This is a genomic window from Streptomyces racemochromogenes (assembly GCF_044129415.1).
Classification (GTDB): domain Bacteria; phylum Actinomycetota; class Actinomycetes; order Streptomycetales; family Streptomycetaceae; genus Streptomyces; species Streptomyces racemochromogenes_A.
This window is the reverse complement of sequence record NZ_JBBDHD010000001.1, coordinates 58553-79390: the sequence shown is the minus strand read 5'-3', so window position 1 is coordinate 79390 and position 20838 is coordinate 58553. Positions and strand designations below refer to the sequence as shown.

Sequence of the window (20838 nt, the reverse complement as noted above, 5' to 3'; positions counted from 1 at the left end):
GTGTCGGTGGCGCGCGTTAGTGTGGCGATGTGACAGACGGCGGCCAGACGGGCGAGACGGGCGAGGCGGGCGAGGCCGCCCCGGCCCGGCTGACCGACGCCGAGGCCGCCGTGCTCGCGTACGAGGGCCGCAGCTGGCCCGGCCCCGGCGCCAAGGAGCGCGCGATACGCGAGGGGCTCGGGCTGAGCCCCGTCCGCTACTACCAGCTGCTCAACGCCCTCATGGACGACCCCCGCGCCCTCGCCCACGCCCCCGGCACCGTCAACCGCCTCCGCCGCATACGCGAGGCCCAGCGGGCCCGGCGTTAGTTCGTGGGAGAGGGGCTGGGCGGGGTCCCGGCCGCCCCGGTAGGGTCGTGGCCATGGGGAGCCATCCGCAGCAGCCGCCGATGCCCGTGCCCGCCACCGCCGCCGGACGCGAGGGACTCGAAGCCCTCCTCCGCACACCCCGCAGAGCCGTCATCGCCCTCGACTTCGACGGCACCCTCGCCGACATCGTCCCCGACCCAGACCAGGCCCGCGCCCACCCCGACGCCGTGCCCGCGCTCTCGGCGCTGGCCCCCGAGGTGGCCGCCGTCGCCGTCGTCACCGGCCGGCCCGCCGGCGTCGCCGTCCGCTACGGAGGCTTCGCCGGGGTACCCGGACTGGAGCACCTCGTCGTCCTCGGCCACTACGGAGCCGAGCGGTGGGACGCCGTGACCGGCGTCGTGCACGCCCCCGCCGAACACCCCGGCGTCGCGGCGGTACGGGCCGAGCTGCCCGGCTTCCTCGACGCCATCGGGGCGTGGCGCGGGACCTGGATCGAGGAGAAGGGCCAGGCCCTGGCCGTCCACACCCGCCGCGCGGAAGACCCCGAGGCGGCGTTCGAGGCCCTGCGCGAACCCCTCGCGGAGCTCGCCGCCCGCCACGGGCTGATCGTCGAGCCGGGGCGCGCCGTACTGGAACTGCGCCCGCCGGGGATGGACAAGGGCGTCGCCCTGACCGAGTTCCTCCAGGAACGGGAGGCGGGGCCGGTCCTGTACGCGGGGGACGACCTGGGCGACCTCGCGGCGTACTCGGCGGTCGAGAAGCGCCGGGCGGAGGGCCTCCCGGGCCTGCTGGTGTGCAGCGGCTCGGCGGAGGTGCCCGAACTCGCGGCCCGAGCCGACCTGGTCCTCCCGGGCCCGGCAGCGGTGGCGGCGTTCCTGGCCCGGCTGGCGGGTGCGCTGCGGGGGTAGGGGCCGGGGCTCGCGGTGCGGGCCCGCCGGGCCGGGGCGACGGGGGCCCGCACCGCAAGGCCCCCGGCGCCTCAGTTCCCCAGGGCCTCCAGCTGGGCCGTGAACCATGCCTCCGGGGGGAGGGCCGTGGCCGACGCCGCCAGGCGTTTCGTGCGTTCCGTGCGTTCCGCCTCCGGCATCGACAGGGCCGCGTGGAGGGCTTCGGCCGTCGCCGTGACGTCGTACGGGTTCACCCCCAGGGCGTCCTGGCGGAGTTCCTCGTACGCTCCCGCGCCCGTCGACAGGACCAGGACGCAGCCCGCCTCCGAGACCACCGGGATCTCCTTGGCGACCAGGTTCATGCCGTCCCGCACCGGGTTGATCAGGGCCACGTCCGCCATCCGGTACGCCGCCAGGGAGCGCGCGAAGTCGTCCTGCACGGAGACCAGGACCGGTTCCCACTCCTCCGTCCCGAACTCGGCGTTGATCTCCGCCGCCAGCGACCGGACCGCGTCCGTGTAGGTGCGGTAGACCTCCAGGTCCTGGCGGGAGGGGTAGGCGGAGGCCAGGTGGACGACGCGGCCGCGCCACTCCGGGTGGGTGGTCAGCAGCTCCCGGTAGGCGGCCAGCCCGCGCAGGATGTTCTTCGACAGCTCGGTGCGGTCGACCCGCACGATCGTCTTGCGGTCGCCGACCTCCGCGCGCAGCGCGGCCAGTTTCTCGTCGACCTCGGGGCGGTGGGCCAGGGCCCGCAGGTCGTCGCCGTCGACGCCGAGCGGGTACTGGCCGACCCCGGTGAAGCGCATCTCCCCGTACCGGCCGTCCTCCGTCAGCCTGCGGTGGTGGACCCCGCCCTGGTGGTCCTCGCGGGGGACGAAGCCGTCGGCGACGCCGTGCACGTCGTCCACCGTGGCGCCGCTGATGAAGGCGGCGGCCCAGGCCGCGGTGTGGAAGCCCAGCTGGTCGGCGCCGAGCATCCCCCACACCAGCCGGCTGCGGATGTCGTCCGGGAGCATGTGCAGGAAGTCGGGGGAGGCCCAGGGGGTGTGGGTGAAGTGCGCGATCCGCAGGTCGGGGCGCAGCTGCCGCAGCGCGCCCGGCACGAGGGCCAGGTGGTAGTCCTGGACGAGGACGCGGGCGCCCGGCGCGGCCTCCTCGGCCAGCGCTTCGGCGAAGGCCTGGTTGTAGGCGGTGTACGAGTCCCAGCGCCGCCGGAACTCCGCGTCGAAGGCGGGTTCGCGGGGGATGTCGTAGAGGTGGTGGTGGGTGAACCAGAGCACCGAGTTCGCGATGCCGTTGTACGCGTCGTCGTACACCGCGGGATCGATGTCCAGCATCCGGACCCCGGGCTCGCCGACCCCCCGCCGGACCGCTTCGCGGTCGGCGTCGGAGAGCGCGGCACAGATCCACAGGGCTTCCGGCTGGGCCGCGAGGGCTGCGGACAGGCCGGAGACCAGACCGCCCCCGCCGCGCCGGGCGCTGAGCGCGCCGTCGGCGGCGAGGGCGTACGAGAGCGGGCCGCGGTTGGCGGCGACGAGTACCTGAGAAGCCATGCCGCGAACCTAGCCCGGGGCCCGCTCGCTCAAACGTCCGGGAAATGTCCGGTTCGTCACGTACGGGCGGCGGGAACGCGGCCGGGCCGTCCCCGCCCGGCCTCAGGCCACGCGGCGGACCGCGTACTCCTCGATCTCCAGCATCGGCGGCCGTTCCTCCGTGTCCACGGGGTGGGTGCGCGGAACGAACCCGTCCGGCCCCCTCTCGAACTGGGTGAGGACCGGGCGTACGAGGTGCCCGCGCGAGAGCCGCAGCTGCGCGGTGCGGTAGATCGCCGCGGCCATCCGGCCCAGCGCCTGCCCGCTCTGGTGCTTGTGCAGCCGCACCCCGACGTCCACCTGGGCCATCGCGTCCAGGCCGACGGTGTGCAGCGCGTCGACCAGCAGGCCGAGCTCGACGCCGTACCCGACGGGGAAGGGGAGGCGTTCCAGCAGGGAGCGGCGTACGGCGTACTCGCCGCCGAGGGGCTGGACGAAGCCGGCCAGGCGCGGCCAGTGGAGGTTCAGGAGCGGGCGTGCGACCAGTTCGGTCACCCGGCCGCCCTGGCCCGGGGCGTCCCCGAGCGGGCGGTCGTACATCGCCTTGACGAACTGCACCTGCGGGTCGGTGAGCAGCGGGCCGACGATGCCGGAGACGAAGGCGGACGAGAAGTCGCGCAGGTCGGCGTCGACGAAGCAGACGATCTCCCCGGTGGTGGCCAGGAGCGAGCGCCACAGCACCTCGCCCTTGCCGGGTACGGCGGGGAGGCGCGGGAGGATCTCGTCCCGGTGGACCACGCGGGCGCCGGCCTTCGCCGCGACCTCGGCCGTACGGTCGGTCGAGCCGGAGTCGACCACGACGAGCTCGTCCACGAGGGGTACGGGCAGGCCGTCCATGAGGTCGCGCCGGATCACCTCCACGATCTCCCCGACCGTGGCCTCCTCGTCGAGGGCGGGCAGCACCACGCTGACGGTGGTCCCGGCCGCCCGTTTCCGGTCGAGCAGCTGGTCGAGCGGTCGGTCGGCGGCGGACCAGGAGCGGTCGGCCAGCCAGCGCTCCACCTCATCCAGCACTCTCAGCACTCCCTGGCTTCTCAGCGGCGGCATCACACCCGGCGGTTTTCGGCCGAATTGTGATCCATCTCGCGGTTCGGACGGCTGTCTCAACCCGCCGTCCCTTCGGTTACAGTCTTGAACAACGCGAAGGTCCGCCGCATGCCGGGGGCCTCGCGACAAACGCACCGGCGCGCCATCGAGCGCGTATGCCGGTGCCATACCGCTCATCCAGAGGGGCAGAGGGACACGGCCCGTTGAAGCCCCGGCAACCCTCCAGTCGGTTCTCGCTCGCGCGGGGCCCCGGCTAGGGAAGGTGCCAATTCCGTCTCATGGCGAAGTGCGCCATGGGGAAGATGAGGAGAAAGGGCCTCGCCATCATGGCTGCACAGTCTGTCGCCACCTCTGCCGCTCCGGGATCCGACACCACCGGGTCCGTCGACCTCGGTCCCGCCACCGGCCTTTCCTGTCGTGAGTGCGGTACCCGTTTCGAGCTCGGCCCCATCTTCGCCTGCGTCGAGTGTTTCGGTCCGCTGGAGGTCGCCTACGAGCTGCCCGCCGGCGACCCCGAGGCCCTGCGCGCGGCGATCGAGGCCGGCCCGAACAACATCTGGCGCTACGCCCCGCTGCTGCCCGTCCCCGCCGACGTGGCGTCCAAGCCCAGCCTGAACCCCGGCTTCACCAAGCTCGTGGACGCCCGGAACCTGGCCAAGGAGCTGGGCGTCACCGGCAAGCTCTACGTCAAGGACGACTCCGGCAACCCGACGCACTCCTTCAAGGACCGCGTCGTCGCCATCGCCGTCGAGGCCGCCCGCGCCTTCGGCTACACCACCCTCTCCTGCTCCTCCACCGGCAACCTGGCCGGCGCCGTCGGCGCCGCGGCCGCCCGCGCCGGCTTCCGCTCCTGCGTGTTCATCCCGCACGACCTGGAGCAGGGCAAGGTCGTCATGGCCGGTGTCTACGGGGGCGACCTGGTCGGCATCGAGGGCAACTACGACGACGTCAACCGCTTCTGCTCGGAGCTCATCGGCGACCCGCTGGGCGAGGGCTGGGGCTTCGTCAACGTCAACCTGCGCCCCTACTACGGCGAGGGGTCCAAGACCCTCGCCTACGAGATCTGCGAGCAGCTCGGCTGGCAGCTGCCCGACCAGCTCGTCATCCCGATCGCGTCCGGCTCGCAGCTCACGAAGATCGACAAGGGTCTCCAGGAGCTGATCAAGCTCGGTCTGGTCGAGGACAAGCCGTACAAGATCTTCGGCGCCCAGGCCGAGGGCTGCTCCCCGGTGTCCACCGCCTTCAAGGCCGGGCACGACGTGGTGCGCCCGCAGAAGCCGAACACGATCGCCAAGTCCCTCGCCATCGGCAACCCGGCGGACGGCCCGTACGTGCTCGACATCGCGCGCCGCACCGGCGGCTTCGTCGAGGACGTCAACGACGAGCAGGTCGTCGAGGCGATCCGGATCCTGGCGCAGACCGAGGGCATCTTCGCCGAGACCGCGGGCGGCGTGACCGTCGGCGTGACGAAGAAGCTCATCGAGAACGGGGTCCTGGACCCCTCGCTGACCACCGTGGTCCTGAACACCGGTGACGGCCTCAAGACCCTGGAGGCGGTGTCCGGCACCGGCCAGACCGCCACCATCCGCCCGAGCCTGGACGCGTTCCGCGCCGCCGGCCTGGCCTGACCCTTCCCCCGCACCCCACGGAAAGGCGGTAGCGCCATGAGCGTCAACGTCCGCATCCCCACCATCCTGCGCACCTACACCGGCGGCGCCGCCGAGGTCCCGGCCGAGGGCGCGACCCTCGCCGACGTGATCGCCTCCCTGGAGGCGAACCACCCGGGCATCGCCGCGCGCGTCCTGGACGACCAGGGCAAGCTGCGCCGCTTCGTGAACGTCTACGTCAACGACGACGACGTGCGCTTCGAGGGCGGCCTGCAGACGGCGACGCCGGACGGCGCCGGCGTCTCGATCATCCCGGCGGTCGCGGGCGGCTGCTGAGCCCCGCCGACGCGTGACCGAATCTGAATTGCCCCCTCCGCTAAAAGCGGAGGGGGCAATTCTGCTTGATTGGGCGCGGTAGAGTTGGGGAAGTCCCCTCCGCTGTTCTTGCCCGCCGCATATGAACGGGCCGCGGGAGGGTTGACATTGAGTCAACATGCGCGTGCCTTTTGGGGCATTGGTGAGGCTTGTCTGGCCCGACTTGCCCAGGAATAGGACAACTTTTCAGCCCATTTCCCTGTTTGCGCGTGTCCAGATTTCTCGTCGGAATGACCTGTTGCAGACAGCAGCGGTGCAGATACATTCAGCCCCGGTCGAGGCGTTCCGGCGCAAGTTCTGACCCGGGTCCGCGAAGTGCGGACCTGCGCAAGGGCCAGTAATAGGGGAGTTAGGCATGGCTCAGGGCACCGTCAAGTGGTTCAACGCGGAGAAGGGCTACGGCTTCATCGCGGTCGACGGTGGTGCGGATGTGTTCGTCCACTACAGCGCGATCCAGATGGACGGGTACCGCACCCTTGAAGAGGGTCAGCGGGTCGAGTTCGAGATCTCGCAGGGCCAGAAGGGTCCGCAGGCGGACATGGTCAAGCTCGCGGCCGGCTGAGTCGAAGCGCGATCGGCCACCGACGCACGCACCAACACGTGAGGGGCCCACATCCTGGACAGGATGCGGGCCCCTCACGTATGTGCCGCGCCGGCGCGCCGCGCGGACGGGGCGGCATGACTCGAAGCCGCTTGCACTCGTGGGGGTCGAGTGCTAATCATTGCGTTAGCACTCTCCGGGTGAGAGTGCTACAAGACGAGGACCGGGTCGGTGAGGCCCGCAGGGTCCGGCGGGAAGGAACCGCCGGGTCGGCAGGCCGTCCGTCGCGGGCGCGGGCGCGGTCCGGAGCAATCCACCCCTCCTGGAGGACCACTTCAGATGGCCAAGATCATTTCGTTCAACGAGGAGGCCCGGCGCGGCCTTGAGCGTGGCATGAACCAGCTCGCCGACGCCGTCAAGGTCACCCTTGGCCCCAAGGGTCGCAACGTCGTCCTTGAGAAGAAGTGGGGTGCGCCCACGATCACCAACGACGGCGTCTCCATCGCCAAGGAGATCGAGCTCGAAGACCCGTACGAGAAGATCGGCGCCGAGCTGGTCAAGGAAGTCGCCAAGAAGACGGACGACGTCGCCGGCGACGGTACGACCACCGCCACCGTCCTCGCCCAGGCGCTCGTCCGCGAGGGTCTGCGCAACGTGGCCGCCGGTGCGAACCCGATGGCCCTCAAGCGTGGTATCGAGAAGGCCGTCGAGGCCGTCTCCGCCGCCCTGCTCGCCCAGGCCAAGGACGTCGAGACCAAGGAGCAGATCGCTTCCACGGCCTCCATCTCCGCCGCCGACACCCAGATCGGCGAGCTCATCGCCGAGGCCATGGACAAGGTCGGCAAGGAAGGCGTCATCACCGTCGAGGAGTCCCAGACCTTCGGTCTGGAGCTGGAGCTCACCGAGGGCATGCGCTTCGACAAGGGCTACATCTCGGCGTACTTCGCCACCGACATGGAGCGTATGGAGGCGTCCCTCGACGACCCGTACATCCTGATCGTCAACTCCAAGATCGGCTCGGTCAAGGACCTGCTGCCGCTCCTGGAGAAGGTCATGCAGTCCGGCAAGCCGCTGCTGATCATCGCCGAGGACGTCGAGGGCGAGGCCCTGTCGACCCTGGTCGTCAACAAGATCCGCGGCACCTTCAAGTCCGTCGCCGTCAAGGCCCCGGGCTTCGGCGACCGCCGCAAGGCCATGCTCGGCGACATCGCCATCCTCACGGGCGGCACGGTCATCTCCGAGGAGGTCGGCCTCAAGCTGGAGAACGCCGGTCTCGACCTGCTCGGCCGCGCCCGCAAGGTCGTCATCACCAAGGACGAGACCACCATCGTCGACGGTGCCGGTGACAGCGACCAGGTCCAGGGCCGCGTCAACCAGATCCGCGCCGAGATCGAGAACTCCGACTCGGACTACGACCGCGAGAAGCTCCAGGAGCGCCTCGCGAAGCTGGCCGGCGGCGTGGCCGTCATCAAGGCCGGTGCCGCGACCGAGGTCGAGCTCAAGGAGCGCAAGCACCGCATCGAGGACGCCGTCCGCAACGCGAAGGCGGCTGTCGAGGAGGGCATCGTCGCCGGCGGTGGCGTGGCCCTGCTCCAGGCCTCCTCGGTCTTCGAGAAGCTGGAGCTCTCGGGTGACGAGGCGACCGGCGCCAACGCCGTGAAGCTCGCGCTGGAGGCCCCGCTGAAGCAGATCGCCGTCAACGGTGGTCTTGAGGGCGGCGTCGTCGTGGAGAAGGTGCGCAACCTGACCGTCGGCCACGGTCTGAACGCCGCCACGGGCGAGTACGTCGACATGATCGCCGAGGGCATCATCGACCCGGCGAAGGTCACGCGCTCCGCGCTGCAGAACGCCGCGTCCATCGCCGCGCTCTTCCTGACCACCGAGGCCGTCATCGCCGACAAGCCGGAGAAGGCCGCCGCCGCTCCGGGCGGCATGCCGGGCGGTGACATGGACTTCTGATCGGCCCCGCGCTGATCGGCTGTTCTCGAACGAGGGCGGCACCCCTTCCCGACGGAGGGGGTGCCGCCCTCGGGCGTTTCCGGGGGCGGGGCTCAGTGGGCGTAGTCCTTGAGCTTCTCCGTGTCCAGCGTGATCTGTACGGGGGCGGGCAGGGTGACCGCTTCCCCGTAGGCGTACGACACGGACTGCCGGTACATGCCGTTTTGGGGGTCGCTGTGGACGGTGAGCATGTCCTCGTCCCGGTCGACGAGGAGGTACACCGGGATGCCCGCCTGGGCGTACGCGGCGCGCTTCTCGTGCCGGTCGCGCTGGTCGGTGTCGGGGTCGAAGGACGTGACCTCCACGACCATCAGCGTCCCGGCGGGATCCGCCCACTCGCCCTCTTGGGCGGCGTAGTGGTCGTACGGCGCGAGCGCGCCGTCCGCGCGGGCCCGTCCGGTGCGGTAGCTCTCCACCTTCAGCCCCTGCTCGGGGTAGAGGGCGAGCTCCGGTCGCTGCTGCATGCACTGGCGCAGCAGCCACATGACGATGGCGCCGTGGCGCTGATCGGGCAATGGCTTGACTCCGAGCCTTCCGTTGAGGAATTCGAGCGTGACCGTCTCGGGTGCGCGGCGGGCCAGAGTCTCGAAGTCCTTCAACGACATCTGGGCGTGCGCGGCGGTGCTGGGGGTCATGGGGTCGCCTCCTCGACACCATGGTGCCCGGGTTCGGCGCCGGTGGAGCGGCGGACTGGTCATCGGCGGGTTCCTTCGCGGATGCGGGCCGCGTGGGCGCGGACCTCGGCCGGGGTGAGGGGCGGGGTGAAGACCGGCGGCCGGGGCGCTTCGGGGCGGCAGGCGCGGCAGCGGCCTTCGGTGAAGGCGGCGGGCGGGCCGGGCGCGCGGCATTCGGTGCACTCGGCGCGGGGCGGGGGCGGGGCCGCCGGGGCGGGGTCGGGCGGTGCGGCGGGGAGTTTGGACTCCAGGCGTTTGCGGAGCAGGGCCGCCGGGTGGTGGACCACGGGCGGCAGGCCGGCGGTGAGGGCGAGCCGGATGCGGTCGGGGGCGATGCCCCGGGCCAGCCAGGGGACGAGGAGCGGGGCGAGGGCCGTGCAGTCGGCCTTGGAGAGCGCGAGGGCCGGGGCGGCGCGGCCGAGCGAGGCGAGGAGGGCGTACGCGTCGGGGTGGGCGTCGGCGTCGGCGGGGGCCGGGGGCACCTGTGGGGGTGGCGGCGGGGCGGTCGGCGCGGGGGAATCCCTCTGGGTGAACCGGGCCCACCAGGCGCCGTCGCGGGGGGTGCGGGAGAAGAACGTGCGGGTGACCCACCGGGTGGATTCCCCCGGCAGCCGCTGCCGTACGCGGTGCAGGTGTCCGGCGGTGGCCAGCCGGTTGAGGGCGGTGCGCAGTGCGCACTGGCCCCACAGGGGCAGCACGGCGGCGAGGGTCTTCACGCTGATGTCGGCCCCGTCCGGCAGCCGGTCGAGGTACCCGGCGACGGCCGCCTCCCGGGCCGGGAGGTGCGCGAAGTCGCGGGCGGTGCGGGGCGCTTGCTCCGGTGCGGCGATTTTGCCGTAGCCGGGCTTGGCGAGGGGGTGCGGGGCAGCACTAAGCTGAACGTCATCCACGGGATCGACCTTTTCTCGATCTTGATGGTCAGGCCCTCGTGTGGTGTTGGCGCACCGGCGGGGGCCGATTTACGTTTCCAGCCGCAAGGTAGGGCCTCATGGCCCAGTGTGGCAAGCCAGTCACGGATCGTCATCGCGGCTGGTATGGGCGGCGGTTGAGGAGGACGGTGGGGGGTGGTGGGCTCCGCCCACCACCCATTCCACAGACAGGGCGCTCGGACTCCCGCGGCTTGAGCCCCGGGCCCGGAAGCCGCCCGGAGCGTGGGACGAATCGGCGCGGCCGGGCGGCGTTTGGTTGACTTGCCGCATGAGCGACCGGAAGAGCGTGTTCGTCAAGATCTGCGGGCTGAAGACGCCCGAGGACGTCGATGTGGCCGTGGCGGCCGGGGCGCATGCGGTCGGGTTCGTGCTCGCGCCGAACAGCCCCCGCACCGTCACCGCCGACCTGGCGCGCGAGCTCGCCGCCCGGGTGCCGGAACGGGTGCTCACCGTCGGGGTGTTCCGGGGTCAGCCCCTGGAGGAGGTGCGCCGGCTCACTGGGGAGAGCGGCGTGCGCGGGGTGCAGCTGCACGGCGACGAGGGTCCCGAGTACTACGAGGAACTCCGCGCACCCGGCCGGACCCTGCTGCGGGCCACCGCCGAGCACGTCGCGCGCTGCGGCGAGTACGGCGAGGACCTGCTGCTGATCGACGCCCCCGACCCCGGCTCCGGCAAGCCCTGGAACTGGGGATCGGCGCAGTTCACGGCTCCCGAGGGGCGCTGGCTGCTGGCCGGCGGGCTCGGCCCGGACAACGTCCGCGAGGCCGTGCGGGCCACCGGCGCGTGGGGCGTGGACGTCTCCAGCGGCGTCGAGCGGGAGCGCGGCGTGAAGTCCCCCGACCTCATCCGCGCTTTCATCGAAGCCGCCACGCAATCATATGATTACTCTGAGTGAGAACACGGGGATGGCGGCCCGCCCGGTGGGCAGGACATCCCCATGGAATCGGACCACCCCGGATGGCTGCGCCGCCTGACCCGCCGCCTCCTCCCCGCGGCCGGCGGCGGGGGCCTGCCGGTGTTCACTCCGCGCAGCGCCCCCGTCTTCACCGCCGACTTCGCCTCCTCCGCCCAGTGGGTGGCCGGCCGCTCCTGGGCCTATCCCGACGGCGGCCCGGTCAATCCGGGCGACAACAAGCTCGACCACCTCGTCTCCGACCCCGCCTACAGCCGCGGCGGCACCTTCCGGGCGACCCGCCGCCCCGACGGCAACTGGGACACCGGCCTGCTGACCACCGAGGGCAGCGACCAGGGGTTCACCGTGCGCACCGGTGACGTCCTGGAGGCCCGCGTCCGCCTGCCCACCGAGACCGGGGCCTGGCCCGCGATCTGGACCTGGCGCGACGGCGGCCAGGAGATCGACATCTTCGAATACCACCCCGACAATCCCGACCTGCTGGAACTGTCCAACCACGTCCGCGAGGCCCACCGCTACTACCACGACCCCACCGTCCGGCCCGGGGCCTGGGTCGACCTCAGGGTCGAGTTCGGCAAGCGGTCGGTGGTCTGGTGGGTCAACGGGGCCCGCGCCTTCTCCGACGGGCGGGGCGTGGGGCGCGGCTGGCGCGCCTACCTCATCGTCAACCTGTCGGTCTGCGCCGGCCGCTACCACCCGGCGCCGGGGCCGGAGCAGACGGAGATGTCGTACGAGGTGTCGGAGCTGCGCGTCTACCGCAGCTAGGACCCGGCCGGTCACCGCCCGGCCGGGCCGTCCGGCTCCCCGGGCGGCGATCGGTCCGGCCGCCGATAATGGGTGCCGTGGACTCGCCGCGCAGGTCGACCCGGGCGCAGGCCACGGCCCGCCCGAGCGGGTCCGGCCCGGCGTTCTGGCCGTTCGGCGTACGGACGGCCCTGGTGCTGGTGCCCGTCCTCCTGGTCGTCCTGACCGTCGCCTGGGGTGCCGGGCGGACCGCACTGGGTCTGGAGTCCGTGGACGCCGGGTGGGCGCTGCTGGTCATCGTCGCGCTGAGCCTGCTGCCCGTCCTGCTGGTGGTGCTCAGCGGGCTCGCGCCGGCTGGAACGCGGATCGAGCCGGCTGCCGTGAAGGCCGCGCTCACGGTGGCGGCCGCGTCCCGGCGCGGCCCGGCGGTCCCCCGCAACGTGGTCCCCGAACGGGGCGTCCCTGCGGCCGGCCCCGGCGGGACCGAGGCCGTCACCTCGCTGCGGGGCCTGCGCGGAACCGAGGCGGTGGTCGTCGACCTGGAGGACGGCCACGCCTGGTGGGAGCACCGGCTGCTGCTCCTGTGCGCCGCGGCCGCCCGCCTCGGGTCGCCCGCGGTGGTCGTCTTCACCGCCCACCAGCAGGGCCGGCCCGGCCGGTTCGTGGGCTGGGCGGCCCCGGCCGACCTGCTGCGGTGCCTCCAGGACGGTGACCCGGGGCTGCGCAAGGCCTGCCTGGAGGCTGCCGGACAGGCCGCCGGGGTGCGTCTGGCCGAGGCGTCGGGGCCGGGGCCGTCGGCGCGGCTGATGAAGGAGCTCGGGCTGGAGGGCACGCGCCGCCTGACCCACCCGCCGCCGCGCGACGCCCTCAACCCGTTCCTGGAGGAACAACTGCTGGCCCGGGGCCTGGACCGGTTCGACGGCTCGCCCGACGAGATCGACGTGACCCGCCTCCGGCAGCTGTTCACCCCGGTCCTGCACACGCGGGCGCTGGAGCACACCGACGCGGACGCGGCCTGGCTGCGCGCGGCCCTGCTCGACGACGGCGACCACATCGCCTTCACCGACGAGGGCCGCTACACCGGCATCCTCCCGGCCGCCGCCGTGGCCCGGGCGGCGCTCCTCGCCCTGCTCCCGCCGGACCCGGGGGCGTAGGGGCGGCAGGGACCGCCCGGCCCGGGGCGGGGCCGGGTCAGGCGGGTCCCGCCGAGCCGTCGGCCTCCACCGCCAGTACCCCCGGCAGCGCGGCCACGTCGGCGACCTGCCCGGGGCTCAGCCGGGCCGCGAAGCCGTTCAGCGCGTGGTGGAAGTAGCGGTCCGGGCGTACGCCGCCGACCTGCGCGGCGACGGCGGCCGGGTCGACGCCCCGGCGCACGGTGACGATGTACGAGGGCCAGTCCGCCGGGGCGGTCCGCGGGGCGGGCCCGCGCACCGGGGCGGGGGCCGCGGCGGCGGTGGACAGGGGCAGGACGGCGACGGCGGCCAGGACGGCGACGGTCACGGACAGGGCTCGGCTCACACGGGCGGTCATGCGGCGAGGCCATCACGCACGAGGGGGCCGGTCAACGACGTCCCGGGGTGTGGCGGGGGCACGGCGCCTCCCGCCCGCGCGCCCCCCGGACTGGCGGCGGGCCGTACGGGTGGTCCCGCCGCCCGGCCCCGTGACCCACGGCCGGCGCGGCGCGGGGCCGTGGTCCCGGCGCACCGGGGCGGCGGCGCCCGTCGGCGGGGCGGGCGGGCGCGTACCCCGCACGGCCGCGCGGTGACTGGGCCGGGCGGGGGCGAGCGGTCAAGCCGCGCCGGCGCGCCACCCGATGGAAGGGGAGGCCGCTGCCCCGCCGGAGTCACTCCTCGCGCGGGAGCGGCCCCCTCGCACCGACCGGCACCGCCCCCAGGGAGTCCCCTCCATGCGCCTGTTCGTCCGCCTGGCCGCCGCCGCCCTCCTCACCGCCACCCCCGTCACGGCCGGGACAGCCTCCGCCGCCGGCCCCGAACCCACCCCGGTACCGCTGCACACGGCGGCGGACGCCGTGCCCGGCCAGTACATCGTCACCCTGGACAAGGGGGTCGACGCGGCCAAGGCCGCCCAGAGGCTCGGGCTGAAGCCGATGTTCGTCTACGGCTCGGCGCTGAACGGCTTCGCCGCCCCGCTGACCCCGCTCCAGCTCAAGGCCGTCCGCAGCAGCCCGGGGGTGAAGGCGGTCGAGGAGGACGCGAAGGTGCAGTCCGTACCGACGCCGTCCTCCACGGCGGGAGTGCGGGCCCCGGCGTCCTCGTGGGGCCTGGACCGGATCGACCAGAGGAGGCTGCCGCTGGACAACGACTTCACCACCCAGGGCAACGGCGCCGGGGTGACCGCCTACATCCTGGACTCGGGCATCGACTTCAACCACTCCGAGTTCGGGGGCCGCGCCCGGGCGGGCTTCGATGCGATCGGCGACGGGTGGGGCGGCATGGACTGCCAGGGCCACGGCACGCACGTCGCGGGCACGGTGGCCGGTGCCACGTACGGGGTGGCGCGCAAGGCGAACCTGGTGAGCGTCCGGGTCCTGGGGTGCGACGGCCGGGGCGCGTGGTCAGGGATCATCGCGGGCATGGACTGGATCGCGAAGAACGCCCGGCAGCCGGCCGTGATGAACGCCTCCCTGGGCGGGGACCGCTCGCAGGCGGTCAACGACGCCGCCACCGCCGTGTCCGACGCGGGCGTCCTGCCGGTCATCGCGGCCGGCAACTCCTCGATCGACGCCTGCACCGTCTCGCCCGCCTCGGCGGCGCGCGTCCTGACGGTCGGCGCGACCGACCGGTTCGACCAGGAGACCGCCTTCTCCAACTACGGCCGGTGCCTCAGCCTCTACGCCCCCGGGCAGGACATCGTCTCGGCGAAGCTCGGCGGCGGCAGCGTGGCCCTGAACGGTACGTCCATGGCCGCGCCGCACGTCGCGGGCGTCGCCGCGCTCTACAAGGCGGCCCACCCGACGGCCGCCCCGGCGGAGGTCTCCCAGTTCCTGGACGGCTCCTCCACCAAGGACGTCATCACCAGCATCGGCGCGGGCAGCCCGAACAAGCTGCTGTTCACCGGCGGTCTGTGACGGGTCAGAGCGTACGGACGAACTCGGCCCAGGCCCGCGCGCGGAACACCACGTGCGGGCCTTCGGGCTGCTTGGAGTCTCGGACGGGCACGAGGTCGGCGTGCGCGTCGCAGACCTCGACGCAGTTTCCGCCGTCTCCGGCGCTGTGGGTGGACTTCCGCCAGGTGGCCATCTCGACGCAGCTGCCGCCACTGCCGTCGCTGTAACTCGACTTGTGCCAGGTGGCCATCTCCAGGCAGTCGCCCCCGGTGCCGTCGCTGTAGCTGGACTTGTGCCAGGTGGCCGTCGACAGGTCGTATTCAGGCACGGTCGTCATGTGCGTAACCCTCCACCGCAGACTCGATCATGGCCAGGGACTCGCGCGGTGACAGCGCATTGGCCGTGAGGAGATCGTAGGTCAGGGCGTGGCGGGTAACCGTGGCCGGATCGTCCAACAGGACCCCCATTGCGTTGCCTTGGATGTAGGCGAGAGGAGGAGCGTCCTCGAACGTCATCAGTTTCAGGGTGCCGCCCATCGATGCGTGGGCGCCTGCCAGGAAGGGGAGTACCTGTACGACGATTCGACAGGTGCGGATGAGGCCGAGGATGTGCTGAAGTGCGCCCGCCATGACTGCGGGGCCCCCGACTGACCTCCGGATGACAGTCTCGTCCAGAACGCACCACAACATGGGCCTAGTTGGGTTCTTCAGCAGCGAGGCTCGGTCCAGGCGGTTCGCCACGAGCTCGTCGATGACATCCTCTGTCGCGGTTGGCCGGTAGGCGCGGAAGACCTCCCGGGCGTACGCCTCTGTCTGCAGCATGCCCGGCAGTGCGAGGGGTGAGTACTCCTTGATGGTGATCGCGTCGGCCTCTGCTTCGGCTGCTGCGGCGAAGTGGTTCGGGTACTTGGATTTGGCCGAGGCGCCGCAGTTGCGGGTGAAGAACCCGTCCGTGCCCAGCACCTGGTCTATGGCCGTGGCGAGTTCGAGGGTGATGCGGCGCGTCCCGTTCTCCATCTGGCCGACGTACGAGCCGCTCACGAAGAGCTTCTCGCCCAGGCCCGCCTGGCTCATGTCGCGGCGTTCGCGGGCCACGCGGAGTTCGGCGCCGAGAAGGGCGCGGGGTGAGGAGGGGTCGAGGGGCTTTCCCGGCATGGCAACTCCTGCTCCAACAGCTGCGGTTGCTGTGGTTGACCTCCTTGAAGGCTATCGAGGGCGCAACCACTCTGTGTAGAGGACCTGAATACTCAGAGTGGAAAGGTGACATGTCATGGTGCTCACGCCCCAGGAGCGGATGCGGGCGGCCGAGGAGGCCGTGCGGCAGCTGCGGGAGTCCCTGGAGGGGGTCGGGGTCACCTTCCCCTCCCTCGACGTGGACGGGGTCTCCGCCGCCGGTACGTACGGGCTCCCCCTCGTGGACCTCGGCCGCTGCAACCTGGACACCGCCCTGCGGCTGGCCGCCGTGCTGCACGAGCGGGCCGGGGGCCGGGCGTGAGCGAGCCGGTCGAGGCGGCGGAGTTCGCCTTCGAGCTGGGGTGGCGGCTGCGCGGGCTGGAGGCGGCCCTCGGGGGCGGCGGGTGGAGGCGTGCGGGCGCGGGGCTGTCCGTGAGGGTGCGGCCGGACGGGGGCGGCGGGACGTGGACGGCGGTCGGGGACGACGGGCGGCGGAGGGTGGCCCGGACGGCGGGGTCGGCGGACGAGGCGACGGCGCAGGTGCAGGAGGCGTTCGGGGTGGAGGGGTGGCGGCCGCAGCCGCCCCCGCCGCCGGGCTGGCAGCGGTTCACGCTGCTGCACCGCCCGGCCGGGGAGTGTCCGACGTACGGGGACCCGCGTTACGACCGGCTCAAGGCGGAGCCGCCGCGCGGGTGCGTGGCCGAGGAGGTCGGCGGGGGCTTCGGGCTGCGGTGCGAGCGGCCGGGGGTGCGGCTGCTGGACGCGGTCGCGGCGACGTGCGCGGAGGTCCGGGCGGGGTACGGCCTGCTGATGTGCGACCTGGGCGTCGAGAAGGTGCAGGAGTGGGCGGCGGACGGGCCGGACGGGTGGGGCGCGGAGATCGTGGGCCAGCTGCTGCTGATGGCGGCCGAGCGGGGGCCGCGGCTGGGGTACTCGGTGGAGGACCTGGCCGGGTTCCTGCGGGCGGCTGCCGGGTGCGTCCGATGAGGGCCGTGACGGTATGGCATTTCGAATGCCATAGTGGTGTCATGGCTGACGACACCGATTTCCTCCCCGGCGATGGGCCCAGCAGCGGCATCTCCGTATCGCTCACCGCGGGCACCTTGCAGGCGATCCGTGACCGGGTCGGCAAGCGAGGAGTCTCGGCCTATCTGGAACGGGCCGCGCAGCGCCAGATCGAGCTGGACAAGTTGGACGAGTTGATCGCCGACTTCGACCGGGTCAACGGGCCGGCCGACCCGGAGGCCGTGGCCGCGAAGCGTGCCAAGCTCACGGGCCGGTCGCCAGAAGCTGGTGCCGCTGCGTGAGCGGTGTCCTGGTGCTCGACAGCGAAGGTCTGGCGAAGGCCGTGCAACGGGACAAAGGCGTTCACGAGTGGGTGACGGCTGCTCGCGCGGAGGGCCTTCCGGTGGTGACGTCGGCCGCCGTATTGGTCGAGGTCATCCATCCGAAAGTGAACGACGCCGCGCTGAAATGGACGCTTTCTCTCCTGCGCGTGGAGCCTGTCACTCAGGCGGTCGCGCAGTCCGCTGCCTCTCTGCTGAAGGGTGCGGGCCTGCACGGCCACAAGTACGCGATCGACGCCATGTTGTGTGCGACGGCCTTGGCGCAGCAGGGTCTCGTGACGATCCTGACGTCCGATGTCGAGGACATCGGACTGCTCACTGCCGAGCACGGTCGCATCCTGGTCGAGGGCGTCTGACCCTCATGAGGGGTGCTGTCAGGCCAGGGCCGGTGCCTCCGTCGGCTGGTCCGGGGTGGTGGGTGGGGGTGCGGGCTGCGGGGCCGTGTTCAGTTCGTCCAGCATGCGGCGCGTGAAGCCGAAGAAGTACGTGGCCGCGAAGCCCGTCACGTAGCCGACCGCCAGGCCTCCCGCGTAGACGGCGAGGGACGCGGCCATCCCCCGGGTGCCCTCCAGCAGGGGGAACAGGGCCCAGCCCGAGGGGCCGATGGCGGTGGAGCCGAAGGCCACGCCCAGCTGGTGGAACAGGCCGATGAACGCCCCGCCCGCCGCGCCGCCGACGCAGGCGGTGACGAACGGGCGGCCCAGCGGCAGCGAGACGCCGTAGATCAGCGGCTCTCCGACGCCCAGGAGGCCGGCCGGGAGCGCGGAGCGGATCGTGGCGCGCAGGGACGGGTTGCCCGGGAGGCGGCAGTAGACGGCGAGGGCCGCGCCGACCTGGCCCGCGCCCGCCATGGCGAGGATGGGCAGCAGGACGGTGTAGCCGGACCGTTCGATGAGGGTGGTGTGGATGGGGATCAGGGCCTGGTGCAGGCCGAGCATCACCAGGGGGAGGAAGAGGCCGCCCAGGACCAGCCCGGCGACGGCGCCGCCGGTGGCGAGCAGGCGGTCGGCGAAGGTGCCGATGCCGGCGGAGACCGCACCCGCGAGGAACATCAGGCCGTAGAGGGTGACCAGGCCGGGGACGAGCACGGTGAGGGTGGGGGTGACCAGCACGTCCAGGGCCTGCGGGACCCGTCGGCGGCACCACCGTTCGACGTGGACGGCGAGCAGCGCGGCGGCGAGGGCGCCGAGGACCCCGCCCTGGCCGGGGGAGAGGTGCCGTCCGAAGACCTCGGTCTTCGCGACGCCGGGGAAGACGATGACGGCCGCGACGGCCCCGCCGAGGACGGGGGTGCCGCCGAACTCCTTGGCGGTGTTGTGGCCGACGAACACGGCGATCAGGGCCATGAACGCCGAGCCGATCGCGGTCAGCGCCGGTACCAGGGCCGGGACCCAGCCGAGGTTGGCGAGCAGCCCGCCCAGGCCCGCGATGATCCCGCAGCCGATGAGGGCGGGGATCAGCGGGACGAAGACGTTCGCGATCCGGCGCAGGAACAGTTTGAACGGGGTGGCGTTGCGGGCCGTGCGGGCGTCCTTCAGGGCCGCGCCCCGGGCGGCCAGCTCCTGCGCCGTGACGGGCCGTGCGGGCGCCGCCGTACGCGCCTCGGCGACCAGCGCCTCGAACGCGGGGGTGACGCGGGCGACGGCTCCCGGCCCCAGCACGATCTGGTAGGTGTCGTCGTCCACCACGCCGAGGACGCCGGGCAGGGCCCTGAGCGCGGCGTCGTCCACGAGGGAGCGGTCGTGCAGGCCGATCCGCAGGCGGGTCATGCAGTGCGCGATCGAGCCGATGTTGTCCGGGCCACCGACCAGGGGCAGGATCGCGGCGGCGGTGGCGCGGTTCGGGTCAGGGGACATGCGGTCGCCTTGCTGTGCGTGCGGGAGCTGCGGGAGCGGGGTCAGCGGAGGGCGGCGAGGGCCTCGCGGAGGTGGCCCCCGGAGGCGGTGAGGAGGCGGGCGGCGGTGGGGGCGTCGACTCCGCCGAGGAGGACGAGGACCGCGTGCTTGACCTCGCCGCCGGTGGCGGTGAGCGCGGCCTCGATCTCGGCGTCGGGCGCGCCGGTGGCCTGGGCGACGATGCGGTGGGAGCGGGCGCGCAGCTTCTCGTTGGTGGCGCGGACGTCGACCATGAGGTTTCCGTACGTCTTGCCGAGGCGGATCATCGTCACCGTCGAGATCAGGTTCAGGACGAGTTTCTGGGCGGTGCCGGCCTTCAGGCGCGTGGAGCCGGCGAGGAGTTCGGGGCCGACGACCACCTCGATGCCGTGGTCGGCGGCCGCGGCGAGGGCGGATCCGGCGTTGCAGGACAGTCCGACGGTCAGCGCGCCGCGGGTGCGGGCGAACTCGACGGCGGCGACCGCGTAGGGGGTGCGGCCGGAGGCGGAGACGCCCACGACGGTGTCGTCGGCGGTCAGGGCGAGGGCGGTGAGGTCCTCGGCGGCCCGTTCCCGGGAGTCCTCGGCGCCTTCGACGGCCGTGACCAGGGCGCCGGGGCCGCCCGCGATCAGTCCGACGACCTGCTGCGGGTCGGTGTTGAAGGTGGGCGGGCACTCGCTGGCGTCCAGGACACCGAGCCGGCCGGCGGTGCCGGCGCCCGCGTAGACGAGCCGGCCGCCGCGGGCCATCCGTGCGGCGATGGCGTCGACGGCGGCGGCGATCGGCTCCAGCTGGGCGCCGACGGCGGCCGGGACGGTGGCGTCCTCGGCGTTCATCAGCCGGGCGATCTCCAGGGTGGGGAGCCGGTCGATCTCGGCGAGGTCGGGGCGGAAGGCCTCGGTGGTCAGGGTGTCGAGCTGGGCGCGGAGGTCGGCGTGCGCGGTCATGGCGGGCTCCTGCGGGCGGTGGCTCGGCGGTCTCCGGGGCTTCCCGGTGTGGGAGCCATGGTGCACCGGGGGCGGCCGGGGCGCGGTGCACCGGGCCGGGGGCGGTGGCACGGCCTCCCCTTTTGGGGCGGTGAGGGTCCAGAATGAGCCCATGGACCACGCGACCCCCCTGGAACAGGCGCTGCACGTCGCCCGCGCTCTGGTTCTCGCCGACCTCGCCGCCGGCGAGGTCGCCGACGCCGACGTCGTCTCCCTCGTCGAGGACTCGGTCACGCACCGCCGGTGGTGGGTGGAGCAGTGGCCGGAGGGGGTCGACTACCTGGCCGGACTCGTCGCACAGGACGTGAAGGACGCCCTGCTGGAGAAGTACGGGCGCTGGCCGCTGTGCCCGGTGTGCGAGCACGGGGATCCGCACGCGCTGGACGTGGAGCCGGAGCTGGGCCGCGATCCGCACTGGGTGTGCTCGGAGGCCGGGGTGAAGGTGGCGGCGGTGGGCGGTCTCGGCCCCGTCTTCCACCCGGGCGCGGGCCGGTGATCAGCCGGTGACGGTGTACATCGACCCGCCGGTCTGGCCGGGGCACGGCCGCATGTGGTCGCACATGGTCAGCGACGTCTCGTACGAGGAGCTGCACGCCTTCGCGGCGGCCATCGGCTGCCCGCCGCGGGCGTTCGAGCGGGACCACTACGACGTGCCGTCGTCCCGGTACGCGGACGCGGTCGGGGCGGGGGCGGTGGAGATCGGCAGCAAGGAGCTGGTCCGCCGCCTGACGGCCGCGGGCCTGCGCCGCCCGAAGGGCCGCCCGTCGGCGTAGCCGCC

At 72.9% G+C, this 20838-nt stretch carries 25 protein-coding genes and 1 riboswitch; of the genes, 16 read left to right on the top strand and 9 right to left on the bottom strand.

Going from position 1 to position 20838, the window contains the following annotated elements:
• Nucleotides 1-29: 29 nt before the first annotated feature.
• Nucleotides 30-308: a DUF3263 domain-containing protein gene (locus WDV06_RS00375; protein ID WP_395507532.1), complete on the top strand. Its 279-nt coding sequence runs from the start codon at nucleotides 30-32 to the stop codon at nucleotides 306-308.
• A 53-nt stretch (nucleotides 309-361) separates the two neighbouring features.
• A complete protein-coding gene (gene otsB, locus WDV06_RS00370; protein ID WP_395507531.1) occupies nucleotides 362-1216 on the top strand; it encodes a trehalose-phosphatase in 855 nt (284 codons plus the stop codon).
• A 71-nt stretch (nucleotides 1217-1287) separates the two neighbouring features.
• Here otsB and WDV06_RS00365 read toward each other — a convergent pair whose 3' ends face one another.
• Together WDV06_RS00365 and WDV06_RS00360 are read right to left on the bottom strand one after the other, a co-directional pair.
• Nucleotides 1288-2748: an alpha,alpha-trehalose-phosphate synthase (UDP-forming) gene (locus tag WDV06_RS00365; RefSeq protein WP_395507530.1), complete on the bottom strand. Its 1461-nt coding sequence runs from the start codon at nucleotides 2746-2748 to the stop codon at nucleotides 1288-1290.
• A 102-nt stretch (nucleotides 2749-2850) separates the two neighbouring features.
• A complete protein-coding gene (locus tag WDV06_RS00360; protein WP_395507529.1) occupies nucleotides 2851-3801 on the bottom strand; it encodes a glucosyl-3-phosphoglycerate synthase in 951 nt (316 codons plus the stop codon).
• A 203-nt stretch (nucleotides 3802-4004) separates the two neighbouring features.
• Nucleotides 4005-4143: riboswitch (SAM riboswitch) on the top strand.
• Between WDV06_RS00360 and thrC the strand changes: the two genes are divergently transcribed.
• The 4 genes from thrC to groL all read left to right on the top strand — a co-directional run bounded on the left by thrC (nucleotide 4137) and on the right by groL (nucleotide 8316).
• Nucleotides 4137-5462: a threonine synthase gene (gene thrC, locus WDV06_RS00355; protein ID WP_395507528.1), complete on the top strand. Its 1326-nt coding sequence runs from the start codon at nucleotides 4137-4139 to the stop codon at nucleotides 5460-5462. (Overlaps the previous riboswitch by 7 nt.)
• 36 nt (nucleotides 5463-5498) lie before the next feature.
• Nucleotides 5499-5777 carry a MoaD/ThiS family protein gene (locus WDV06_RS00350; RefSeq protein WP_395507527.1) on the top strand — a complete coding sequence of 93 codons (279 nt, stop codon included), beginning with the start codon at nucleotides 5499-5501 and terminating at the stop codon, nucleotides 5775-5777.
• A gap of 394 nt (nucleotides 5778-6171) precedes the next feature.
• Nucleotides 6172-6378: a cold-shock protein gene (locus WDV06_RS00345; protein ID WP_008743607.1), complete on the top strand. Its 207-nt coding sequence runs from the start codon at nucleotides 6172-6174 to the stop codon at nucleotides 6376-6378.
• 318 nt (nucleotides 6379-6696) lie between these two features.
• The gene (groL, locus tag WDV06_RS00340) at nucleotides 6697-8316 is read left to right on the top strand and encodes a chaperonin GroEL (protein ID WP_395507526.1); all 1620 of its coding nucleotides are present in this window, start codon (nucleotides 6697-6699) and stop codon (nucleotides 8314-8316) included.
• A 92-nt stretch (nucleotides 8317-8408) separates the two neighbouring features.
• Here groL and WDV06_RS00335 read toward each other — a convergent pair whose 3' ends face one another.
• Both WDV06_RS00335 and WDV06_RS00330 read right to left on the bottom strand, forming a co-directional pair.
• Nucleotides 8409-8990 carry a Uma2 family endonuclease gene (locus WDV06_RS00335; protein WP_395507525.1) on the bottom strand — a complete coding sequence of 194 codons (582 nt, stop codon included), beginning with the start codon at nucleotides 8988-8990 and terminating at the stop codon, nucleotides 8409-8411.
• Between the two features lie 59 nt (nucleotides 8991-9049).
• Nucleotides 9050-9919 (bottom strand): hypothetical protein, encoded by an 870-nt coding sequence (locus WDV06_RS00330; protein ID WP_395507524.1) that lies wholly within the window; start codon nucleotides 9917-9919, stop codon nucleotides 9050-9052.
• Nucleotides 9920-10226: 307 nt separating this feature from the next.
• Here WDV06_RS00330 and WDV06_RS00325 point away from each other — a divergent pair, with 307 nt between their 5' ends.
• From WDV06_RS00325 to WDV06_RS00315, 3 genes are all read left to right on the top strand, one after another.
• Nucleotides 10227-10853 carry a phosphoribosylanthranilate isomerase gene (locus WDV06_RS00325; protein WP_395507523.1) on the top strand — a complete coding sequence of 209 codons (627 nt, stop codon included), beginning with the start codon at nucleotides 10227-10229 and terminating at the stop codon, nucleotides 10851-10853.
• Between the two features lie 42 nt (nucleotides 10854-10895).
• Nucleotides 10896-11636, top strand: coding sequence for a LamG domain-containing protein (locus tag WDV06_RS00320; protein WP_395507522.1), 741 nt, complete (start codon nucleotides 10896-10898; stop codon nucleotides 11634-11636).
• Nucleotides 11637-11713: 77 nt separating this feature from the next.
• On the top strand, nucleotides 11714-12769 hold the full coding sequence (locus WDV06_RS00315; protein ID WP_395507521.1) for a hypothetical protein: 1056 nt from the start codon (nucleotides 11714-11716) through the stop codon (nucleotides 12767-12769).
• Between the two features lie 37 nt (nucleotides 12770-12806).
• On the opposite strand, the gene WDV06_RS00310 is transcribed toward WDV06_RS00315, so the two are convergent.
• On the bottom strand, nucleotides 12807-13145 hold the full coding sequence (locus WDV06_RS00310) for a protease inhibitor I9 family protein (RefSeq protein WP_395507520.1): 339 nt from the start codon (nucleotides 13143-13145) through the stop codon (nucleotides 12807-12809).
• Between the two features lie 376 nt (nucleotides 13146-13521).
• Here WDV06_RS00310 and WDV06_RS00305 point away from each other — a divergent pair, with 376 nt between their 5' ends.
• The gene (locus tag WDV06_RS00305; protein WP_395507519.1) at nucleotides 13522-14703 is read left to right on the top strand and encodes a S8 family peptidase; all 1182 of its coding nucleotides are present in this window, start codon (nucleotides 13522-13524) and stop codon (nucleotides 14701-14703) included.
• 4 nt (nucleotides 14704-14707) lie between these two features.
• Here the strand turns inward: WDV06_RS00305 and WDV06_RS00300 are convergent, their stop codons facing one another.
• Nucleotides 14708-15019: a DUF397 domain-containing protein gene (locus WDV06_RS00300; protein ID WP_395507518.1), complete on the bottom strand. Its 312-nt coding sequence runs from the start codon at nucleotides 15017-15019 to the stop codon at nucleotides 14708-14710.
• Nucleotides 15003-15836, bottom strand: coding sequence for a helix-turn-helix domain-containing protein (locus WDV06_RS00295; RefSeq protein WP_395507517.1), 834 nt, complete (start codon nucleotides 15834-15836; stop codon nucleotides 15003-15005). Before WDV06_RS00295 ends, WDV06_RS00300 begins: the two co-directional genes overlap by 17 nt.
• 115 nt (nucleotides 15837-15951) lie before the next feature.
• Between WDV06_RS00295 and WDV06_RS00290 the strand changes: the two genes are divergently transcribed.
• The 4 genes from WDV06_RS00290 to WDV06_RS00275 are packed head-to-tail and all read left to right on the top strand — an operon-like array spanning nucleotide 15952 to nucleotide 17556.
• Nucleotides 15952-16176 carry a hypothetical protein gene (locus WDV06_RS00290; RefSeq protein WP_395507516.1) on the top strand — a complete coding sequence of 75 codons (225 nt, stop codon included), beginning with the start codon at nucleotides 15952-15954 and terminating at the stop codon, nucleotides 16174-16176.
• Nucleotides 16173-16841: a hypothetical protein gene (locus tag WDV06_RS00285; protein ID WP_395507515.1), complete on the top strand. Its 669-nt coding sequence runs from the start codon at nucleotides 16173-16175 to the stop codon at nucleotides 16839-16841. The genes WDV06_RS00290 and WDV06_RS00285 overlap by 4 nt, the downstream gene beginning before the upstream one ends.
• A 41-nt stretch (nucleotides 16842-16882) precedes the next feature.
• Nucleotides 16883-17161, top strand: coding sequence for a hypothetical protein (locus WDV06_RS00280; protein ID WP_395507514.1), 279 nt, complete (start codon nucleotides 16883-16885; stop codon nucleotides 17159-17161).
• The gene (locus tag WDV06_RS00275) at nucleotides 17158-17556 is read left to right on the top strand and encodes a type II toxin-antitoxin system VapC family toxin (RefSeq protein ID WP_395507513.1); all 399 of its coding nucleotides are present in this window, start codon (nucleotides 17158-17160) and stop codon (nucleotides 17554-17556) included. The genes WDV06_RS00280 and WDV06_RS00275 overlap by 4 nt, the downstream gene beginning before the upstream one ends.
• 18 nt (nucleotides 17557-17574) lie before the next feature.
• Here WDV06_RS00275 and WDV06_RS00270 read toward each other — a convergent pair whose 3' ends face one another.
• Both WDV06_RS00270 and murQ read right to left on the bottom strand, forming a co-directional pair.
• The gene (locus tag WDV06_RS00270) at nucleotides 17575-19056 is read right to left on the bottom strand and encodes a PTS transporter subunit EIIC (protein WP_395507512.1); all 1482 of its coding nucleotides are present in this window, start codon (nucleotides 19054-19056) and stop codon (nucleotides 17575-17577) included.
• 41 nt (nucleotides 19057-19097) lie between these two features.
• Nucleotides 19098-20021 (bottom strand): N-acetylmuramic acid 6-phosphate etherase, encoded by a 924-nt coding sequence (murQ, locus tag WDV06_RS00265; protein WP_395507511.1) that lies wholly within the window; start codon nucleotides 20019-20021, stop codon nucleotides 19098-19100.
• Nucleotides 20022-20172: 151 nt separating this feature from the next.
• Here murQ and WDV06_RS00260 point away from each other — a divergent pair, with 151 nt between their 5' ends.
• Together WDV06_RS00260 and WDV06_RS00255 are read left to right on the top strand one after the other, a co-directional pair.
• The gene (locus WDV06_RS00260) at nucleotides 20173-20556 is read left to right on the top strand and encodes a hypothetical protein (protein ID WP_395507510.1); all 384 of its coding nucleotides are present in this window, start codon (nucleotides 20173-20175) and stop codon (nucleotides 20554-20556) included.
• A gap of 7 nt (nucleotides 20557-20563) precedes the next feature.
• The gene (locus tag WDV06_RS00255; RefSeq protein WP_395507509.1) at nucleotides 20564-20833 is read left to right on the top strand and encodes a DUF4031 domain-containing protein; all 270 of its coding nucleotides are present in this window, start codon (nucleotides 20564-20566) and stop codon (nucleotides 20831-20833) included.
• Nucleotides 20834-20838: the final 5 nt, after the last annotated feature.